Origin of the sequence: Methanosarcina sp. A14 (genome assembly GCF_001729375.1) — an archaeon.
In the GTDB taxonomy this organism is placed as follows: domain Archaea; phylum Halobacteriota; class Methanosarcinia; order Methanosarcinales; family Methanosarcinaceae; genus Methanosarcina; species Methanosarcina barkeri.
Window position 1 is genome coordinate 1 of record NZ_LZPK01000171.1, and the last position, 15,733, is coordinate 15,733.

Genomic DNA, 15,733 nt, shown 5'->3' on the forward strand with positions numbered 1-15,733 from the left:
GTATTAATTAAATATAATATTTGTTATGTCTAAGGGTACATATCACATATCAACTGTAGTATAAAATTTTAAAGTAGTATCCAAAGAAGTAAAATCGTAGGTTTTGGGATGGACTCAAAAAATAATGAAGGGCTATCAAGATGAGAACAACAAAAAGGCAATTAAGTTTGTTTATCGTGCTGTGTCTGTTAATAACACTATCCATACTTCTTGTAAGTGGATGTTCACAGAAAACAAACGATGTTATGGATACGACATCAAATCCCAAAACTGAGATAACTGCTGCAACAAATATTGAGCAAGAAACAACAATGTCGGACACTGCACTGTCAGGTACTCGGGTAATTACCGATTTAGCAGGCAGAAATATTACATTGCCTGCTGATATTACTAGGATTTCAGTGTTACATCCGATACCGTGCCAAATGGTCTGGAGACTGGCGCCGGAAAAGCTTGTGAGCGCGGACAAGCAGTTTACTGAACGACTAGAATTTATGTCAGATAACGAAGAAAAGAGGCTGCTGGCTCTTCCGATTAATGGAGAATTCCACAGTGACATGAATGTGGAAGATCTTTTAGCAGTCAGTCCACAAGTAGTAATAACGTTAACAAAGGATACGAAAATCGAATCCGAACAAAAAAAAGTTGGCATTCCATTCGTTGCTGCGTCAAAAGATACACTTGAAGAGATTGCAGATTCATGGAGATTTATCGGTAAAATTGTTGGAAATGAAAAAGAGGGAAACGAGCTTGGGGATTACTGGGATGAAACCATCAAAAAGGTTACCAATCAAACCTCGAAAATTAATGACAGTGATAAGCTCAAAGTATATTATGCGCAACCAGATGTCACCAAGACAGTTGGGTCCAGAACCATTATGGCGTCTATCATCAGTTTGGCGGGAGGCATAAGCTTCATGGAAGCAAATCCGCAAATGGAATCGGCCAATACAAGTGAAGAAATCCAGGTCTCACTGGAACAAATCTATCAGTGGAATCCAGACGTTATTATTACTAAAACTGCGAAAGGTCGTGATGAAATTCTCTCGAAAGACGCCTGGAAAGATATTGCTGCCGTAAAGAATAAGCGCGTTTACGCATCTACAAAATACGAGATGCTTGACCGGACACAATCACTGATGGGACTTTTGTGGACCGCGAAAGTGCTTTATCCGGATAAAGTAAAAATTGACCTGGACAAAGAGGTAAAAACATTTTATTCAAAAGTATATCTTGATAATAACGTGACTAATGATCAAATCAGTCAGACAAATTAATAAAAATCAGTCAGACAAATTAATTTCATTCGAATACTCCGCTAGCTTGTAGGCTGTCCGATAATTATTGAAGTAATAAAAACATGCTAAAAAGAAAGCAAATAAGGCCTTTAAATCAAAAAAGAAGGAATTCAATAATTACCAGAGGTAATTGTCAGACAGCCTGCTTGCAGCGAGGTGCACCAGCACAACTTTGATTTTTGATTCTGCCTTTATCTTTTTTTTGCGACTGATTTTCATAGTTTCCTTGTGAATAAGATATTTCAACTGAAAACTTGAAAGATTAGTTTAATAAATAACTATATATACTAAATAATAGGTAATTGATTTCTGTATTAGTTAAATATACTTTTTGTTATATTAGAGAGAACATCTCACATATTAATTGTGGTATGAAATTTAAAAGTAGTATCCAAAGAAGTAAATCGTAAGTTTTGGGATAGACTCCTCAAAGATGTAAAGCTAAGAACTTGATTCGTTTTTAACCCAGGATGATAAATAATGTTAGCTGTTGAAACAAGTGGACTCAAAGGAATAACGAGCTTTACCACATATGATAGCGGCGAACTGAAGGACTGTAAGCTTGAAGAGTATAATTTAATTCACACAAGGTACGGAGATCTTGTTCCACAATATGGTGATCTAGGATTTCGAAGAAAGCAGCTAGCAGTATTGTCTTTCTACAAAAGTGGAAAAGTTAAAAATATCTCATTAGAGCAGCAGACTGAAATAAGCACACCAATAGGAACATTTCCGGCAGAACTGGTCACTTTTTTTGAGGATGGATCAATCAATAGTTTGTTCCCTCTAAACGGCCAGATCAGTGGTTTCTGGTCAGAGGAAGAAGAAGGCGAACTTGCACAAAAATTCCATTTTTCATTCCCGTTTGGGGAATTTTATGCAAAAATAATAGGTTTACGGTTTTATCCGGACGGAAGAGTCAGAAGCCTGATTTTGTGGCCGAATGAACGAATCATAATTGACACACCTGCAGGAAAAATGCCAGTTAGAATAGGATTTAAGCTTTTTGAAGATGGGAGCATAGAATCAGTAGAACCTGCAGAGCCGTTCCCGATTGAAACCCCCATTGGTTCAATAAATGCATACGATGCGGATGCACTTGGTATCGATGCGGATAAAAACTCCGTGTGTTTTGACGAAAGAGGTAAATTAATTTCTCTCATTACTTTCGACATCATTACAGTCCGGAAAAAAACCGGTGAAAAAGAACTAATATTCCCAACGTTAAGGCCGGGTTTGACAACTGAATTTGAAAAAGTGCCGATTAAATTGATCTTTGATGATGATACAGTAAGCATTGGTGATGCCAGAGCAAACGACTACAATGATGACGCCAAAACAGCCAGCTACAAGATAGCTGAATGTACGTTCTTAATCATGCGTGGTAACTATATGGAAACAAAATCATGCGACGACTGTTCCAGTTGTCAGGGTTGTATGTAACCGATGTTTATAGTTGAGCTTGCTCCAAAACACTTTCAGTCCATTTAGACCAGTACTTTGGAGTAGATAAACAAGCTCTGTAGAAAGTATTAATAGTATACAAGGCAGGGCAAATGTTAAAAGATATGAAATTCTGAATTTCAATGAGCTGAACAGCCAGAAACACAACCAATACAGCTTTGAATAGGAATTGCACCTTACAAGACAGTTGTCCTCTGCAATATGGAGTCCTGCGAGGAAGTAACTGCTGCAGAGCCTACAAACCTGAAAATAACTTATATCTTACTCGTTGCTGCTGTATTTACTGCGCAAACTCAATCTGAATAGGGAATGAAAAAAGCGTAGTAAACCCTTTTGCCGCCCTGAAAGGATATCCCTATATATGCAATAGAAGTCGTAAGGGAAGAATCTCCAGATGAGGTTGCGACAAAGGCCAGAACCTAAAAATTTAAAAAAAAACGAGCCTTTATTTTTTAAATTGCAACCCTAACTATTCTTGAATCAGTAATTTCAACTGTTCTTAAATCAGTAATTCTACCTATTCTTGGATTTGCTATTTTTAATTCTCTTAAATTCACAGTTTTTACCATTCCGGATTTGGTATATTTTTAAATGGAAAAATGATAAATAGAGATAGAGTGCGTGTATACACCGAAGATAACGAAAAAAAGGAGTAAACATGTGCGGAATAGCAGGAGCAGCAGGAACTCCTGATACAAATGAAGAAGTAAAAAAAATGCTTGCAGCCCTTGGACATAGAGGTCCCGATGCTTGCGGAACCTATCAGGCCAAAGGACTGAGTATAGGAAATACCCTGCTTAAAATCACAGGCGACATGCTCCAGCCTCTGGTTGGAAAAGGGGCTCTGGTACTCAATGGAGAAATTTTTAATTTCAGGGAACTTGCAGCCGAACAGGGTATAAAAACCGATTCAGACACTGAAGTGCTTTTTGCCCTCATAGAAACAAAGATAAAGGAAGGAGAAACGCCTACAAATGCGATTTTTTCCGTACTTTCCAGAGTTAATGGAGATTACGCTCTGGCCTATGCCCTGGATAACGAACTTGTATTGGCCAGAGATACTGTAGGAGTCAAGCCTCTTTTTTATTCCCTGGAAAAAGGAGTGGAAATACCTAAACTCGCTTTTGCTTCCGAAAAAAAAGCTTTTTACAGCCAGAGAAACCAGATAAAACCTTTTCCACCTGGCAGAGTCATGTCTTTCGATATCAGAAATGGAAGGCTTGAAGAAAAATCCCTTACAATTGAGCCTCCGCAAGAAAGAATCTCAGAAGAGCACGAAGCTGCTTCCAGCCTGAGGGCAGCCCTTGAAAAAGCTATCGAGATAAGGCTTACAAAAACTTCAGGAATTGCGTTTTCAGGAGGTATTGACAGTACCTTTTTAGCTGCCCTTGCCAAAAACATTGATCCCTCAATTTCCCTTTATGCCGTTGGGCTTCCTGATTCCCATGACCTTGCCCAGGCTCAGCGTGCAGCTGGAATTGCTGGCATGGAAGATTCCCTCAAGACCCATCTCCTTTCTCCCGAAGAAATAGAAGCTGGAATCCCGGATGTGATCTATTCAACGGAATCGACGGACCCTATGAAAATTGCAATTGGGCTTCCACTCTATTTTGTAGCGAAAACTGCAAAAGGAGACGGAAAACGAGTCCTTCTCACAGGTCAGGGTGCAGACGAACTTTTTGGAGGTTATAGCAGGCATGAGGGCCTACTTGAACAGGGACCCGAGATGCTTGACAGAGCTATCTACTCAGACCTTAAAAACATTTCAACTATAAACCTTGAGAGGGACGACATGGTTACCATGGCCAACTCCGTGGAGCTCAGGGTGCCTTTTCTGGATCAGGAGGTAATAAAAACAGGGCTTTCAATCAGTCCTGAACTTAAAGTCCTTAAAAGAGATAGCCTGTATATAAGAAAATATATCCTGAGAAAAGCCGCAGACGGCCTGCTTCCATCGGAACTTCTCTGGAAAGAAAAGAAAGCAATCCAGTATGGGACAGGAGTTCAAAAGGTACTCGACAGGCTTGCCCGCGAGGCAGGATTTTCAAAAAGGGAAGGAAACCATATAGAGAAGTATCTAAAACAGGTTGCTGCAAACGAGGGGTTTGATTTCATATTCAGGTAAAAGAGTTCCCTACTGAATAAGATACTGGATAAGATACTGAATAAGATACTGAATAAGATACTGAATAAGATACTGAATAGGATAATTAATTCCTTCCCTGGAAAATTTGTTATTTATATCCCTTAAAATGTCCTTTAATCTTTAATAAATATCTTTTTAACTCTTATAAAACGAAAAGACTTTAAATAATACTCTCTAAGGAATAACGGGATGAAGCCAGGGATAAATGAACAAGTATAAACAGCTTGATGACTATACCCCTGCTTAGAAAACCACTATTGTTAATCTGAATTAACTATTAATCTAACTAGGACTTACGCAGTTGAACTGAAAAATCAACAGCATCAGACCACTAACTGTAGTAGACCATTAACTGTATAAAACGTGACTTTAGTCCAAAGTCTTTGCCGTAATTGATTTTGTTTCTCAAGTGCATATAATCCTGCTAAATTAATAGTTGATCTAATACATTTAAATATAAATTAATGTTCAGGGGGAATCCTCATAAAAATAGCAATTACCGGAAAAGGCGGCGTTGGAAAAACAACTCTCTCAGGCACTCTGGCCAGACTGCTTGCAAGGGATGGATACGAGGTACTGGCAATAGATGCAGACCCGGATATGAACCTGGCATCTTCGCTTGGGGTCGAAAATCCCCCTAAGCCCCTGACAGAATTCAAAGACCTGATTCAGGAAAGGGCAGGTGCCCCAGGTGGAGCTTTCGTCTACAACCCTAAAGTCGATGATATTGCAAGCAAATATGGCGTTATAGGACCCGATGGAGTCAGAATGCTTGTTATGGGCACCGTAGACCGCGGGGGAAGTGGATGCATGTGTCCTGCCTCGGCTTTCCTGAGGGCTCTTCTCAGGCACCTTATGCTCAAGGATAAGAGTGCAGTGATCCTTGATATGGAAGCAGGGATCGAACATCTTGGAAGGGGCACTACAAGAGGAATGGACCTCATGATCATTGTAGTTGAGCCCGGAGCAAGATCGCTTGAAACGGCTGAGAGAATAAAAAAGCTGTCTTCCGAAATAGGGATAAAACACCTTGCTGCCGTAATTAATAAAGGAGGCTCAGGAAAAGTTAATGACAAACTTGAAGAGATGGGCATCCAGGTACTTGGAGAAATTCCCTTTGACACCATGTTAATGCAGGCCGACCTGGAGAAACGGGCTCCTATTGACGTAGGCGGCGAAGCTGTTGACGCTATAGTAAAAATTAAGGAAAAACTAATGGAAGTCGTTGAAAAGATCGAGATAGAAGATGAAGATAGCAAGAGCAAAAAGTAAAGGCCGATTTCCGGCCCTGCATTTTTCATCTCAAATTTCAAAAATTCTTAATTCAATTGAAGTCGCTGTCTGGAGAGTCAGTTAAAGTTCCTTTTTTATAAATAACTTCCAGAAGCCTCAATTTTTTTTCTCTGATTAGAACATCAGTCGGATCGATATCAAGCGCGTTGTCATAACACTTCATGGCTTCTCCATATCTTCCAAGGCTTTCCAGAGCTAAACCTTTCTGATACAACGAGAATACATCGTCAGGATTTACTTTCAGAACCTCATCATAAGACTCGATCGACTTTTCATATTCACTCAGGTTGTTAAAGGCAAAACCTTTGAGGCACCTGATCCCCAGATTTTCAGGGTCGATTTCAAGAGCCCTGTCATAGCAGTCAAGAGCTTCCTTTGATTTTCCCATCCTGTCCAGAGCGAAACCTTTCTGGATCCAGGCATCGAGAAATAAAGGGTCCAGAGTTAAGGCTTTATCATACAGCCTGAGTTTGTCTTCGTAACTGCCAGCCTCGCCAGCTTTGACAAGGAGCTGCTTGAGATCCTCTGGTTCTTCGGTTTTTTCTGCCGCTTGCAACTCCTTTTGCTTTGCTTTACTCATATTTTCACTCACATTTTCTTCTGTCATATCGGAATCCTCGCTTTTCCAGTGAAAGCTCATTCCGGACTCCTTCCGGGTTTTTGCCACACCTGGCCGTTTTTACATTTCACGCATGGAACCAGAGCTAAAACTGGTATTTTGCATTTTTTGTTTTCAATAAGATATACTTTTTCTGATTCGAATTTTCCCTAATATAAAAAAACTGTTTTGTAACTGAAGGAGTAAAATCGATTCTTAAGCTCAGGATAGAAGGAATAGATTCTATTTTTAAACTCAAAACAGGATAGGAAAATAAAGAATAATAGAAAGAGCTTAAAAAAGGCAAAAGAACTTAAAAAAAGGCAAAGGAACTTAAAAAAGGATAAAAAAACTTAAAAAAGGGTAAAACTCCAAAAAACAAACAAAATAACTCCAAAAAGCCCAACCCATATTTGATTGGGGAAAATATCAGGAAAAAGAAGGCAAATTTATGATGCCATTTGCAGTCCAGATTCATCACGCATTTGTTGATGGTATTCATATTGGCAAATTTGCGGATAATGAATTTCACTCCTGAAAGCTTTAAAAGTTCTTAAATACACACATACTCAAGAACATTAGCAAGCAAAAAGGAAAAACTGGATTTTGTTAAACCTGAGTATGAAATTGAAAGAATTGATTCCTATGATATAAGGCAAAAGATTCTCAATATTTCTTACGTTGGCTGGAAGAAGTTAGGATTTTCTAAAGGTACTTTAACATTACATAAGCAGAACACGCAAGCTGATAAGCCGTTTACTCTTAACAGCCATGTTCTGGAAAGGGGAATAAATGGGAGGCTCTGGTTTCAGGTCAAAAGTAAACTAGGCACTTTATAAGCAAATGTTTACAAAGAACAAGCAGATAGACCAGCTTAATGAAGTTACACAGAAACAGGCTGTTCATATCCAGAGCCTAATACAGGAAAACAGTAAATTGAATACGAAACTTTTTCCTGAGATTACCGAAAAACTCTGTTGGAAGCTGTTTTTCAATATTTAGCTAAAGAAAAGCCATTTAATTTCTATATATACGTTGACAAGCATAAGAAGGACCAGAACTATCAAATGCCAGCCTCGATAGTGTTTCATGTCTGGCTTAAGTTCCTTATCCCAGTCATCTTCATTTATTTCTATATATTTTCCTCCTTCGTTTTTTATTGTTTCAATTCTTATTTTGCTGAAAGTTGTTTTGCAATATGATTCCAAAAAGCCATATCCTGCTTTTGTTTGCAAAATAAAGTAATTTAATAGCAGATATTTTTGACATATTCCACTGATCTCACTATTACACTGGATATATAAATATCAATGGAATATAATTTTTTCGAAAATGAACTAGCTGACATTGATAATATATTTTTCTGATGTATGTATTATACATTGAAATTAATTTTTTTAAAACCTTAGGGTAGATCAGCAGAAAAAACTGATTGTTTTTATTTGCATTCAAGCCGAATGATCAGGGAATTGGAATTATAGGCTAAACGCCACATAAACCTTATTTTCTTTTAACTTATTCTAATTTTAATTTAATTTGTCTTTGATAGATGTGATGCAATTTGAAAAAGATGAAGGGGTAATCTCAATTATCCCGGTATTTGGACAAAAACAGAATTATTTAAGGTAGTAAATGTTTCCATGCAGGATAAGATTGAGAAGTTTGTACAACTGGCAACCGTAACGGCAGAAAATCAAAAAGGACATTTTAAAGGACCTGTAGAAAACGATGTATATCAATTCTCTGCCTTTCCGTGGATAACGTTTACGCATATTTCGCACACGGATTTCGGAAACAGGGAAAAAGCGCAACCCATATTTTGATTGGGGAAAATATCAGGAAAGAGAAGGTAAATTTATTATGCCGTTTGCAGTCCAGGTTCATCACGCATTTGTTGATGGTATTCATATCGGCAAACTTGCGAAGAAGCTGCAGAGATATCTGGATGAAATGTAGATTAATCAGTAGTTCACTAATTTTTACTTTTTTAGCCCACTTTCCACAGTATTTCCCAGATATTCACTATTTCTTCCGTTATCAATTTTAATCTTAACGTCAATTTATTAGCTTTCTGTAAAAGAGTTCAAAATGGCTAGATGGTGTGTTCAGATACCAAAATAGATTGCATTATCTTTTTTTACTTAAATCCCAAAGACATCTTTTAAGTTTCCGCTGAACGTGTTTCCTTCACTTGTAACATTGAATTTGCCAGGCACAGTAACAGCGATTGCATACCCTGCGTACGCGTCCCTATTAAAGGGAGCCACAGTATTCTTTATTTCATTGCCTGTAAGACGCACAACATACCCGGATCCTGCAGAAGTAGTTATGTAGGTTCCTATTCGGATACCGTTACAGTTACCATCCAGGACATTTTCCTGAATGTCTACCTCTGTCCACCCATCCAGACATATTCCGGCGACGGCTGAAAGTCTATCAGCAGTTTCTTTGTTTGCAATTACAGGCATTTGCCCACAGTTTGTTATGGTATTCCCTTTAATTGTAAGCCCGGTTGCTGCATCTAAAGCAGGTGCAGTATGACCAGCCGCCCAGATCCCTGGACCCTGGCACCCGTCAATAATGTTGTTGAGTATCCGGACATTCGATGTAGATTCGTTTGCCCTGGAGTTTTCAACCTGAATGCCTGGACCTGTACGAGGTTTGTACTTCACAGTGCTCTTTATTGTGTTATCTCGGAAAATTACATTCCTGGAACCTTTAGAGCGCAGGCCTGAATTGATCCTTGTATAGATCTCATTTCCTGAAGCTTCTACGCCAACACACCTTTCACAATAGAAACCATCATGTCCGACGCCGTATATTTTGTTTCCAGTGAAGGTTACATCTTTTGAGTCTAAAATCCTAACACCATCACCCTTTGAATTCTGAATTTTCACGTTCCGGATTTTGACTTTTGAAGCTCTGTTTCCTCCAAATAGATTATGGTAACCTTTCCCATGAAGCACATTCTGCTTATCAGCCAGCCCATCAAACGTGAACCCTTCAAACAGATAATTTTCGCCAGAGAAACTGAAGACTGGTACCTGTGGCTTCCAGAGGCACGTCGAAGCATATGGTATTAGCTGGATGATTGCTTTTTCATCTCCGGTTATGGTCGTACCAGGATGTAGCTGAATAGGAGTTTTGGCCGTAAATGTTGTCTTCGTTCCTGTTGTTTTGAGCTCTATTTCTTCGTATCTACGGCCATCGCCGACTTTATCAAAACTACTCTGAAGAAATGTTCCTGGTGTTAGAGTTAGTACATTTGTCATATATTATGCAGGTTCCCCGGATGTTGAAAAAGAAAACTGAATTCTTATTGAGGTGTTTTAATTTTAAGACTTTTATATTTGCTGTTACAAAGACACTTTCTCACACGTATTTTGAAAATAGGGAAAAAGCGCAACCCATATTTGATTGGGGAAAATATCATGAAAGAGAAGGCAAATTTATGATGCCATTTGCAGTTCAGGTTCATCATGCATTTGTTGATGGTATTCATATTGGCAAACTTGCAGATAAGCTGCAGAAATATCTAGATGAAGTGCAGATTAATCAGTAGTTCATTAATTATTATTTTTTAAAGTTATGTCTTCAGAATATATAGGTTTTGTAGTAAAACATATCCATTTTTTAGTTTTACTCTCCTAAAAACCTTAAAAGTTCTTGAATACGAATATATTCAAGAACCCAAGGCAAGCAAAAAGAGATAAGTCCTTCACCCTTAATAGCCATGTTTTAGAGAGAGTTAAGGCTTGGAAAAAGTAGTTATTGGATGTAGATATATTTAATTTCTAAATTGAGGTGAGTTAAGGCATAGAGGAATTAGTTTAATATGCTGAGGATTAAAGGGCTTCAAATTTTAAGGTAAAGGTTTTATTTTAAGTTTTTACTTAAGGTGTGAAGATCGGATATATTCTGAGAGGTCTATCATTATTGACAGTAAAGTTACAACTTTTTGCCTATCACCAATACTAGACATGTGTTCAGAGTAAACACTATTACTTTTCAACTGTCCGTAGTAGTCGTCTTTTTCTCGAATTGTCCCATCAATATAGGTATTATGATCTTTAATGAAATATTTCCATCCTTCAAAGCCAGTATATTTCCGTTTATAAGTAGGATTATTATGTGCGTTTATAACAACAATTACTCCAAAGTTTCCATCTGTCAATTGTTCAATTATTTCAGTTATTGGCTCATAGGATTCCCCATTAAATCGCCATAATATTTTAACTTCAATAGGAATATCATATCCTTCTCGTCTAACTGCTAGTAGATCTGTGGTTCTTCCAGAACTCAAAAATGCTTCTTTTTCAATATACTCGACATCATCACTTTTATTGGAGGAAAGTGCCACTCTTAACAAATCTCTGAAATAATTTTCATTGTAATTCTCGTCCCTTATTTTTTGTTGAATGTCTTTTACTTGTTTAAAAGATTGAATGGCTTTATCTATAACAAGCAGTGTTTCAGAATTGTGTTTAAGTTTATTATAAGGTGTATAAACAATTGGATTAGGTTTAATAAGTTCAAAATATTGAGAATTCCTGAGCTTATCAAGCAAGGCTAATAAAGCATATCTTGGCTTTCTAGTGTGATTTGCACCAGAAATCCAATTAGATTCTACAAAAAAATCATTTGGAATTTTTGATTTTGTCTGGAGCAAAATATCTTTATCTAAACCAAATAAGAAAAAAGTACACCATGTAAATGAATATTGATCCCATTTATTAACTTCAATCATGTCTTTTAATACTTTTTTTATACTTGAATATATATCATTATATTCTGGATCAGAATATTTCTTTTGCAAGCATCGAATAAGATTCAATGAATTAGCACGAATTTCATTTGATCGTTTGAAATATTTTAGTTTTCCATTATTTTTTTCATAAAGTAATTTTAGAAAAGATTTAATCTCATCTAAATGAGTTGTATCTAGTATCTTGTCAGTATTCAATATTAATCGGATACATTCAAGATAAGAGAAAGCAGCTAATGGAACACTAGCTTTTTCCTTTCTTGAATAATTAAAGAAATTTGGGAATTTTTTTGCAAAATATTCTCCATCAGAATTTTCAAGCAAATACTCATTTAAATTTATTATATTAAATTTATGCAATAAGTTCTTCATGCGTATTGTTTGCCAACAATCTAACCACCAATTATTCTCATTATTATAAAATCGGGAGTCGAATTTTAAAAATCTACTATAATAATCATTCCTACATGGAAGTTGACATAAATCAAATAGGGATTGAATTCTACTGTCAGATATTATCTCGACGTTTGAGGAGGAATTTTCACGTATATAATTCAATACTTCAATACTGTCTAAAACCAAAGTTTTTCGGTTTTGCCACATATCGTGATCTCTTTCTAAATCATAGTCCAAAAAGCGTAGCCAATCACTAACCACGGATGAATCATTTAATTGCATATTAATTAGCACCTTTTAGTATTTGCTTGTGAAATCTCAAATCATTTAGTAATTTATCATTAAATTGTGTAGGAGTATATATAAAAATATCAAAATTATAGGGGATATCGACAAGCATCTTTTTCACGTACTTTTTGTTCTCAAAGTATGAATACTCTTCAAAAGACTTATCTACACATACAATATCTATATCTGAATTTTCATAGTTCCAACTATCACTTAAAAATGAGCCAATTATAAAGAAATTTGATACTTTATTTTTGAAGCTTTTTCTAATTAGATTTACTATATCTGATTTTGCTTGACTCATACTTTACATCTACATCGATTTTATTGAAAAAATGTCGTTCATACATAAACATATACTGCTATATTTCGAACACTTACCAAATATTTAAAAAACTAAATGAAATATTATTTTGAATTTACTACTTTACTATAAAAGTAGTTTGAAAAGAGAAAGAAGATTTGAAATGAATTCAGTTATTTAACAGAGGAATTTTTCAGCCGGAACGAGAAGGAATTTTCAGGCACAATTGAACTTTTACAGGATAAAATATCAAAATATTTATCCATTTAATCGGATACTTCCATCTTATGAACAACCATAACGAAGCAGAAAGTTCAGGTCATAATTCAGTTCACTATGACGCCGATAAAATTCCAGGATGGAACGAAGATCTTGAACTGGCTTTTTCTGCCTACAAAGGCCCCTACACTCCCGGAAGAGTTGCATTAAGGCATAAAACGGTCTGCGAGGTACTTGTCTCTGGGGCTGTCGTACAGGCGGGAATCTCAAGTGCACTTCTGAAATTGGAAAGCAGCCGGTTGTAGGGGATTTTGTCGTTTTGCTTGACCAGCCTGAACTGAGCTCACGCATAGGTGTGAATGTTCTTCCCAGGAAGAGGCGGTTGAAGACGGGATTATTCCAGAAGAACGGCTTACCAGCTATCACAGATTAACTGAAGAGCTCATATTCCAGTCAAAAAAGCAGAAATTGGGCTGAAACGACTTGAAAAGGAAAAATTCAAGAAAAGATAGGCTCTTAAGATCTTCTGCTGAATACTTTCTTACATATGTATTTGTATAAAATCATCTAACATTTGAATAAGCGGATCAAATGCTCTTATATCTCCACTCTGATTGAATCACGTACTATTTCCTCTCTTTTTCCCCATATAAAGCTCCAAAAATCATTCCAAAGGCAGGTCCGAGAGCAATCCCCATGGTTAGATTGTCCATCATAAGGCCAAGTATCAAACCGAATGACATGCCAATGGAAAGTCCAATCGCCATTGCGTCTTCTTTTTCATTTTCGCTCTCATTTTCTTTCTCTTTAGCACAGCTTCCAATGTATTTGTCAGCCTTATCGAGCCTTTTCCCTAAAAGTGAGGATATAAGTAAAACGGCTATAACAATGACAATAAAAATTACAATTATTCGTAAAGATGCAGAATCGATCATTGCTTTGAATTTGTTACTTTACTATAAAAAGAATTTGAAAATAGAAAGAGGATTTAATATGGAGTCAGTTCTCCGACAGGGAACTTTTTCAGCCGGAATGAGAAGGAATTTTCAGGCACAATTGGATTTTTACAGGACAAAATCTCAAAATATTTATCCATTTAATCGGATACTTCCATCTTATGAGCAATCATAACGAAGCAGAAAATTCAGGTCATAATTCCATCCACTGGGACGCCAATAAAATTCCAGGCTGGAACAAAGATCTTGAACTGGCATTTTCTGCCTACAAAGGCCCCTACACTCCCGGAAGAGTTGCATCAAGGCATAAAACGGTTTGCGAGGTCCTTGTCTCTGGGGCTGTCGTACAGGCTGGAATCTCAGGCGCACTTCTGAAAATTGGGAAGCAGCCGGTCGTAGGGGATTTTGTCGTTTTGCTTGACCAGCCTGAACTGGGCTCACGCATGGTTGTGAATATTCTGCCCAGGAGGACCTGCCTTTCAAGAGGGGCAGCAGGAGATGGTGGCGGAGAGCAGGTAATTGCTGCAAATCTTGATACCATTTTTATCGTGACTTCAGTTGGTAAGGATCTCAACCTTCGAAGGCTTGAGAGATATCTTGCCATTGTGTATTCTTCCGGGGCAAGCCCTGTGATTTTACTTAACAAAATCGACCTTGAAGATAACCCAACCCGGCTGGTAGAAAAAATCCAGTCCATTGCAGGTAACGTGCCAGTTATTCCATTAAGCGCTCTTTCAAAAACCGGACTTGACGAACTTATCCCTTACCTCAACCCTGGGGAAACAATTGCATTAATCGGTTCCTCAGGTGTTGGAAAATCCACGCTTATCAACGCTTTTCTTGGCGAAACCATCCAGAAAACCGGAGATATCCGGAAAGACGATGAAAAAGGCAGGCATACAACCACAGTCCGCCAGCTCTTCCTGCTTCCAAATGGGGCGGTTCTTATAGACAACCCCGGAATCAGGGAAATCCAGCTCGGAGACTCTGCAGACGGGCTTGAAAAAGCTTTTTCCGAGATTGTTGACGCAGCCCGCAATTGCAAGTTTAAAGACTGCACTCACCGCGACGAGCCGGGCTGTGCTGTCCTGAAGGCGGTTGAGGACGGGCTTATTCCTGAAGAACGGCTTGCCAGCTATCACAGATTAAACGAAGAACTCATATTCCAGTCAAAAAAAGCAGAAATTGGGCTGAAACGGCTTGAAAAGGATAAATGCAAGAAAATAGCAGTGGATATTAAAAAATATAAGAAATTTACAGGCAAGTTGTGAAAATGCGTATTTTTAGGTAGAAGTTCTCAGGAATTTATCAGTCTCTTGAATTTATCAGCCCCTTAGCAGTATATTGTATTATATTTTGCTGCATCGGCATGCTAAGTGAATTTAATCGACTGAAGCTAATCGACTGAAGCTAATCGACTGAAGCAGCGTTTTTAGTTTTCTCTCTTTCTCTCCAAACAGCGCAATGCCTAAAAATAAACAACACTTTTTTAACTTCATAGTTTTATAAAAACATTAATTCAGATTTAGGAGGCACTTATATGGCAAGTAAAGTTTATTTTTCAGATCTCAGAGCGAGAAATCCAGAGGAGAGTACGATCAGCAAGATCCAGAAGCTTTTTGACAAAGCAGGTTTTGCTGAATTCCTTAGAGAAGGTGATCTGACTGCAATTAAAATTCATTTTGGAGAGTACGGAAGTGACGGATATATAAATCCGGTCTTTGTGCGGCAGGTCGTAGAAAAAATCCGGGCAGCCGGAGCAAAACCGTTTGTTACGGACACAAATACTCTTTACTCAGGCAGCCGGCATAATTCAGTTGACCACCTGACGACTGCGATTGAACATGGTTTTGATTATTCTGTGGTCAGGGCTCCGCTTATCATATCAGACGGTTTGAAGAGCCAGAACGCTGCAGATATAGAGATCGGGAAGAAGCATTTCAAATCCGTAAAAATAGGGTCGGATATTGCTGCTGCGGATTCCATGATTGTGATGTCACATTTTA

Annotated in this window: 17 protein-coding genes; 11 read left to right on the plus strand and 6 right to left on the minus strand. The window is 37.7% G+C overall.

The genetic code is table 11. The features are described from left to right. Positions 1-140 precede the first annotated feature (140 nt). From A9239_RS08865 to A9239_RS08880, 4 genes are all read left to right on the plus strand, one after another. Positions 141-1,277, plus strand: a complete 1,137-nt coding sequence (locus A9239_RS08865; RefSeq protein WP_048118382.1) for an ABC transporter substrate-binding protein — start codon at positions 141-143, stop codon at positions 1,275-1,277. Positions 1,278-1,778: 501 nt separating this feature from the next. Continuing rightward, on the plus strand, positions 1,779-2,741 hold the full coding sequence (locus A9239_RS08870; protein WP_048118379.1) for a hypothetical protein: 963 nt from the start codon (positions 1,779-1,781) through the stop codon (positions 2,739-2,741). Positions 2,742-3,420: 679 nt separating this feature from the next. Beyond that, positions 3,421-4,887, plus strand: a complete 1,467-nt coding sequence (locus A9239_RS08875; RefSeq protein WP_048155190.1) for an asparagine synthetase B — start codon at positions 3,421-3,423, stop codon at positions 4,885-4,887. A gap of 498 nt (positions 4,888-5,385) precedes the next feature. Further along, positions 5,386-6,180: an AAA family ATPase gene (locus A9239_RS08880; RefSeq protein WP_080943685.1), complete on the plus strand. Its 795-nt coding sequence runs from the start codon at positions 5,386-5,388 to the stop codon at positions 6,178-6,180. A 52-nt stretch (positions 6,181-6,232) separates the two neighbouring features. On the opposite strand, the gene A9239_RS08885 is transcribed toward A9239_RS08880, so the two are convergent. Beyond that, positions 6,233-6,841, minus strand: a complete 609-nt coding sequence (locus tag A9239_RS08885) for a tetratricopeptide repeat protein (protein WP_230669094.1) — start codon at positions 6,839-6,841, stop codon at positions 6,233-6,235. A gap of 367 nt (positions 6,842-7,208) precedes the next feature. Here A9239_RS08885 and A9239_RS18265 point away from each other — a divergent pair, with 367 nt between their 5' ends. Further along, positions 7,209-7,337, plus strand: a complete 129-nt coding sequence (locus A9239_RS18265; protein ID WP_080943686.1) for a CatA-like O-acetyltransferase — start codon at positions 7,209-7,211, stop codon at positions 7,335-7,337. Between the two features lie 460 nt (positions 7,338-7,797). On the opposite strand, the gene A9239_RS08890 is transcribed toward A9239_RS18265, so the two are convergent. Then, positions 7,798-8,007 (minus strand): hypothetical protein, encoded by a 210-nt coding sequence (locus tag A9239_RS08890; RefSeq protein ID WP_048155196.1) that lies wholly within the window; start codon positions 8,005-8,007, stop codon positions 7,798-7,800. A 432-nt stretch (positions 8,008-8,439) separates the two neighbouring features. Here A9239_RS08890 and A9239_RS20360 point away from each other — a divergent pair, with 432 nt between their 5' ends. Next, the gene (locus tag A9239_RS20360) at positions 8,440-8,622 is read left to right on the plus strand and encodes a hypothetical protein (protein ID WP_230669096.1); all 183 of its coding nucleotides are present in this window, start codon (positions 8,440-8,442) and stop codon (positions 8,620-8,622) included. Further along, positions 8,585-8,755, plus strand: a complete 171-nt coding sequence (locus A9239_RS20365; RefSeq protein ID WP_230669158.1) for a CatA-like O-acetyltransferase — start codon at positions 8,585-8,587, stop codon at positions 8,753-8,755. The genes A9239_RS20360 and A9239_RS20365 overlap by 38 nt, the downstream gene beginning before the upstream one ends. A 185-nt stretch (positions 8,756-8,940) precedes the next feature. On the opposite strand, the gene A9239_RS08900 is transcribed toward A9239_RS20365, so the two are convergent. Beyond that, on the minus strand, positions 8,941-10,071 hold the full coding sequence (locus A9239_RS08900) for a right-handed parallel beta-helix repeat-containing protein (RefSeq protein ID WP_048155199.1): 1,131 nt from the start codon (positions 10,069-10,071) through the stop codon (positions 8,941-8,943). 20 nt (positions 10,072-10,091) lie between these two features. Between A9239_RS08900 and A9239_RS08905 the strand changes: the two genes are divergently transcribed. Further along, on the plus strand, positions 10,092-10,361 hold the full coding sequence (locus A9239_RS08905) for a CatA-like O-acetyltransferase (protein ID WP_230669098.1): 270 nt from the start codon (positions 10,092-10,094) through the stop codon (positions 10,359-10,361). Between the two features lie 327 nt (positions 10,362-10,688). On the opposite strand, the gene A9239_RS08910 is transcribed toward A9239_RS08905, so the two are convergent. Then, complete coding sequence (locus A9239_RS08910; protein WP_048155205.1) at positions 10,689-12,242, minus strand: hypothetical protein; 1,554 nt, start codon at positions 12,240-12,242, stop codon at positions 10,689-10,691. A gap of 1 nt (position 12,243) precedes the next feature. Next, positions 12,244-12,552, minus strand: coding sequence for a nucleotidyltransferase domain-containing protein (locus tag A9239_RS08915; RefSeq protein WP_048155208.1), 309 nt, complete (start codon positions 12,550-12,552; stop codon positions 12,244-12,246). A gap of 287 nt (positions 12,553-12,839) precedes the next feature. Here A9239_RS08915 and A9239_RS08920 point away from each other — a divergent pair, with 287 nt between their 5' ends. Next, a complete protein-coding gene (locus A9239_RS08920; protein ID WP_048155209.1) occupies positions 12,840-13,076 on the plus strand; it encodes a hypothetical protein in 237 nt (78 codons plus the stop codon). 321 nt (positions 13,077-13,397) lie between these two features. Here the strand turns inward: A9239_RS08920 and A9239_RS08925 are convergent, their stop codons facing one another. Then, positions 13,398-13,706, minus strand: coding sequence for a hypothetical protein (locus tag A9239_RS08925; protein ID WP_069575282.1), 309 nt, complete (start codon positions 13,704-13,706; stop codon positions 13,398-13,400). Positions 13,707-13,888: 182 nt separating this feature from the next. On the opposite strand from A9239_RS08925, the gene rsgA reads away from it, so the two are divergent. Then, positions 13,889-14,998, plus strand: coding sequence for a ribosome small subunit-dependent GTPase A (gene rsgA, locus A9239_RS08930; protein WP_048155212.1), 1,110 nt, complete (start codon positions 13,889-13,891; stop codon positions 14,996-14,998). 269 nt (positions 14,999-15,267) lie between these two features. Next, the coding region (locus A9239_RS08935; RefSeq protein WP_141706420.1) for a DUF362 domain-containing protein at positions 15,268-15,733 on the plus strand (466 nt) is incomplete at its 3' end.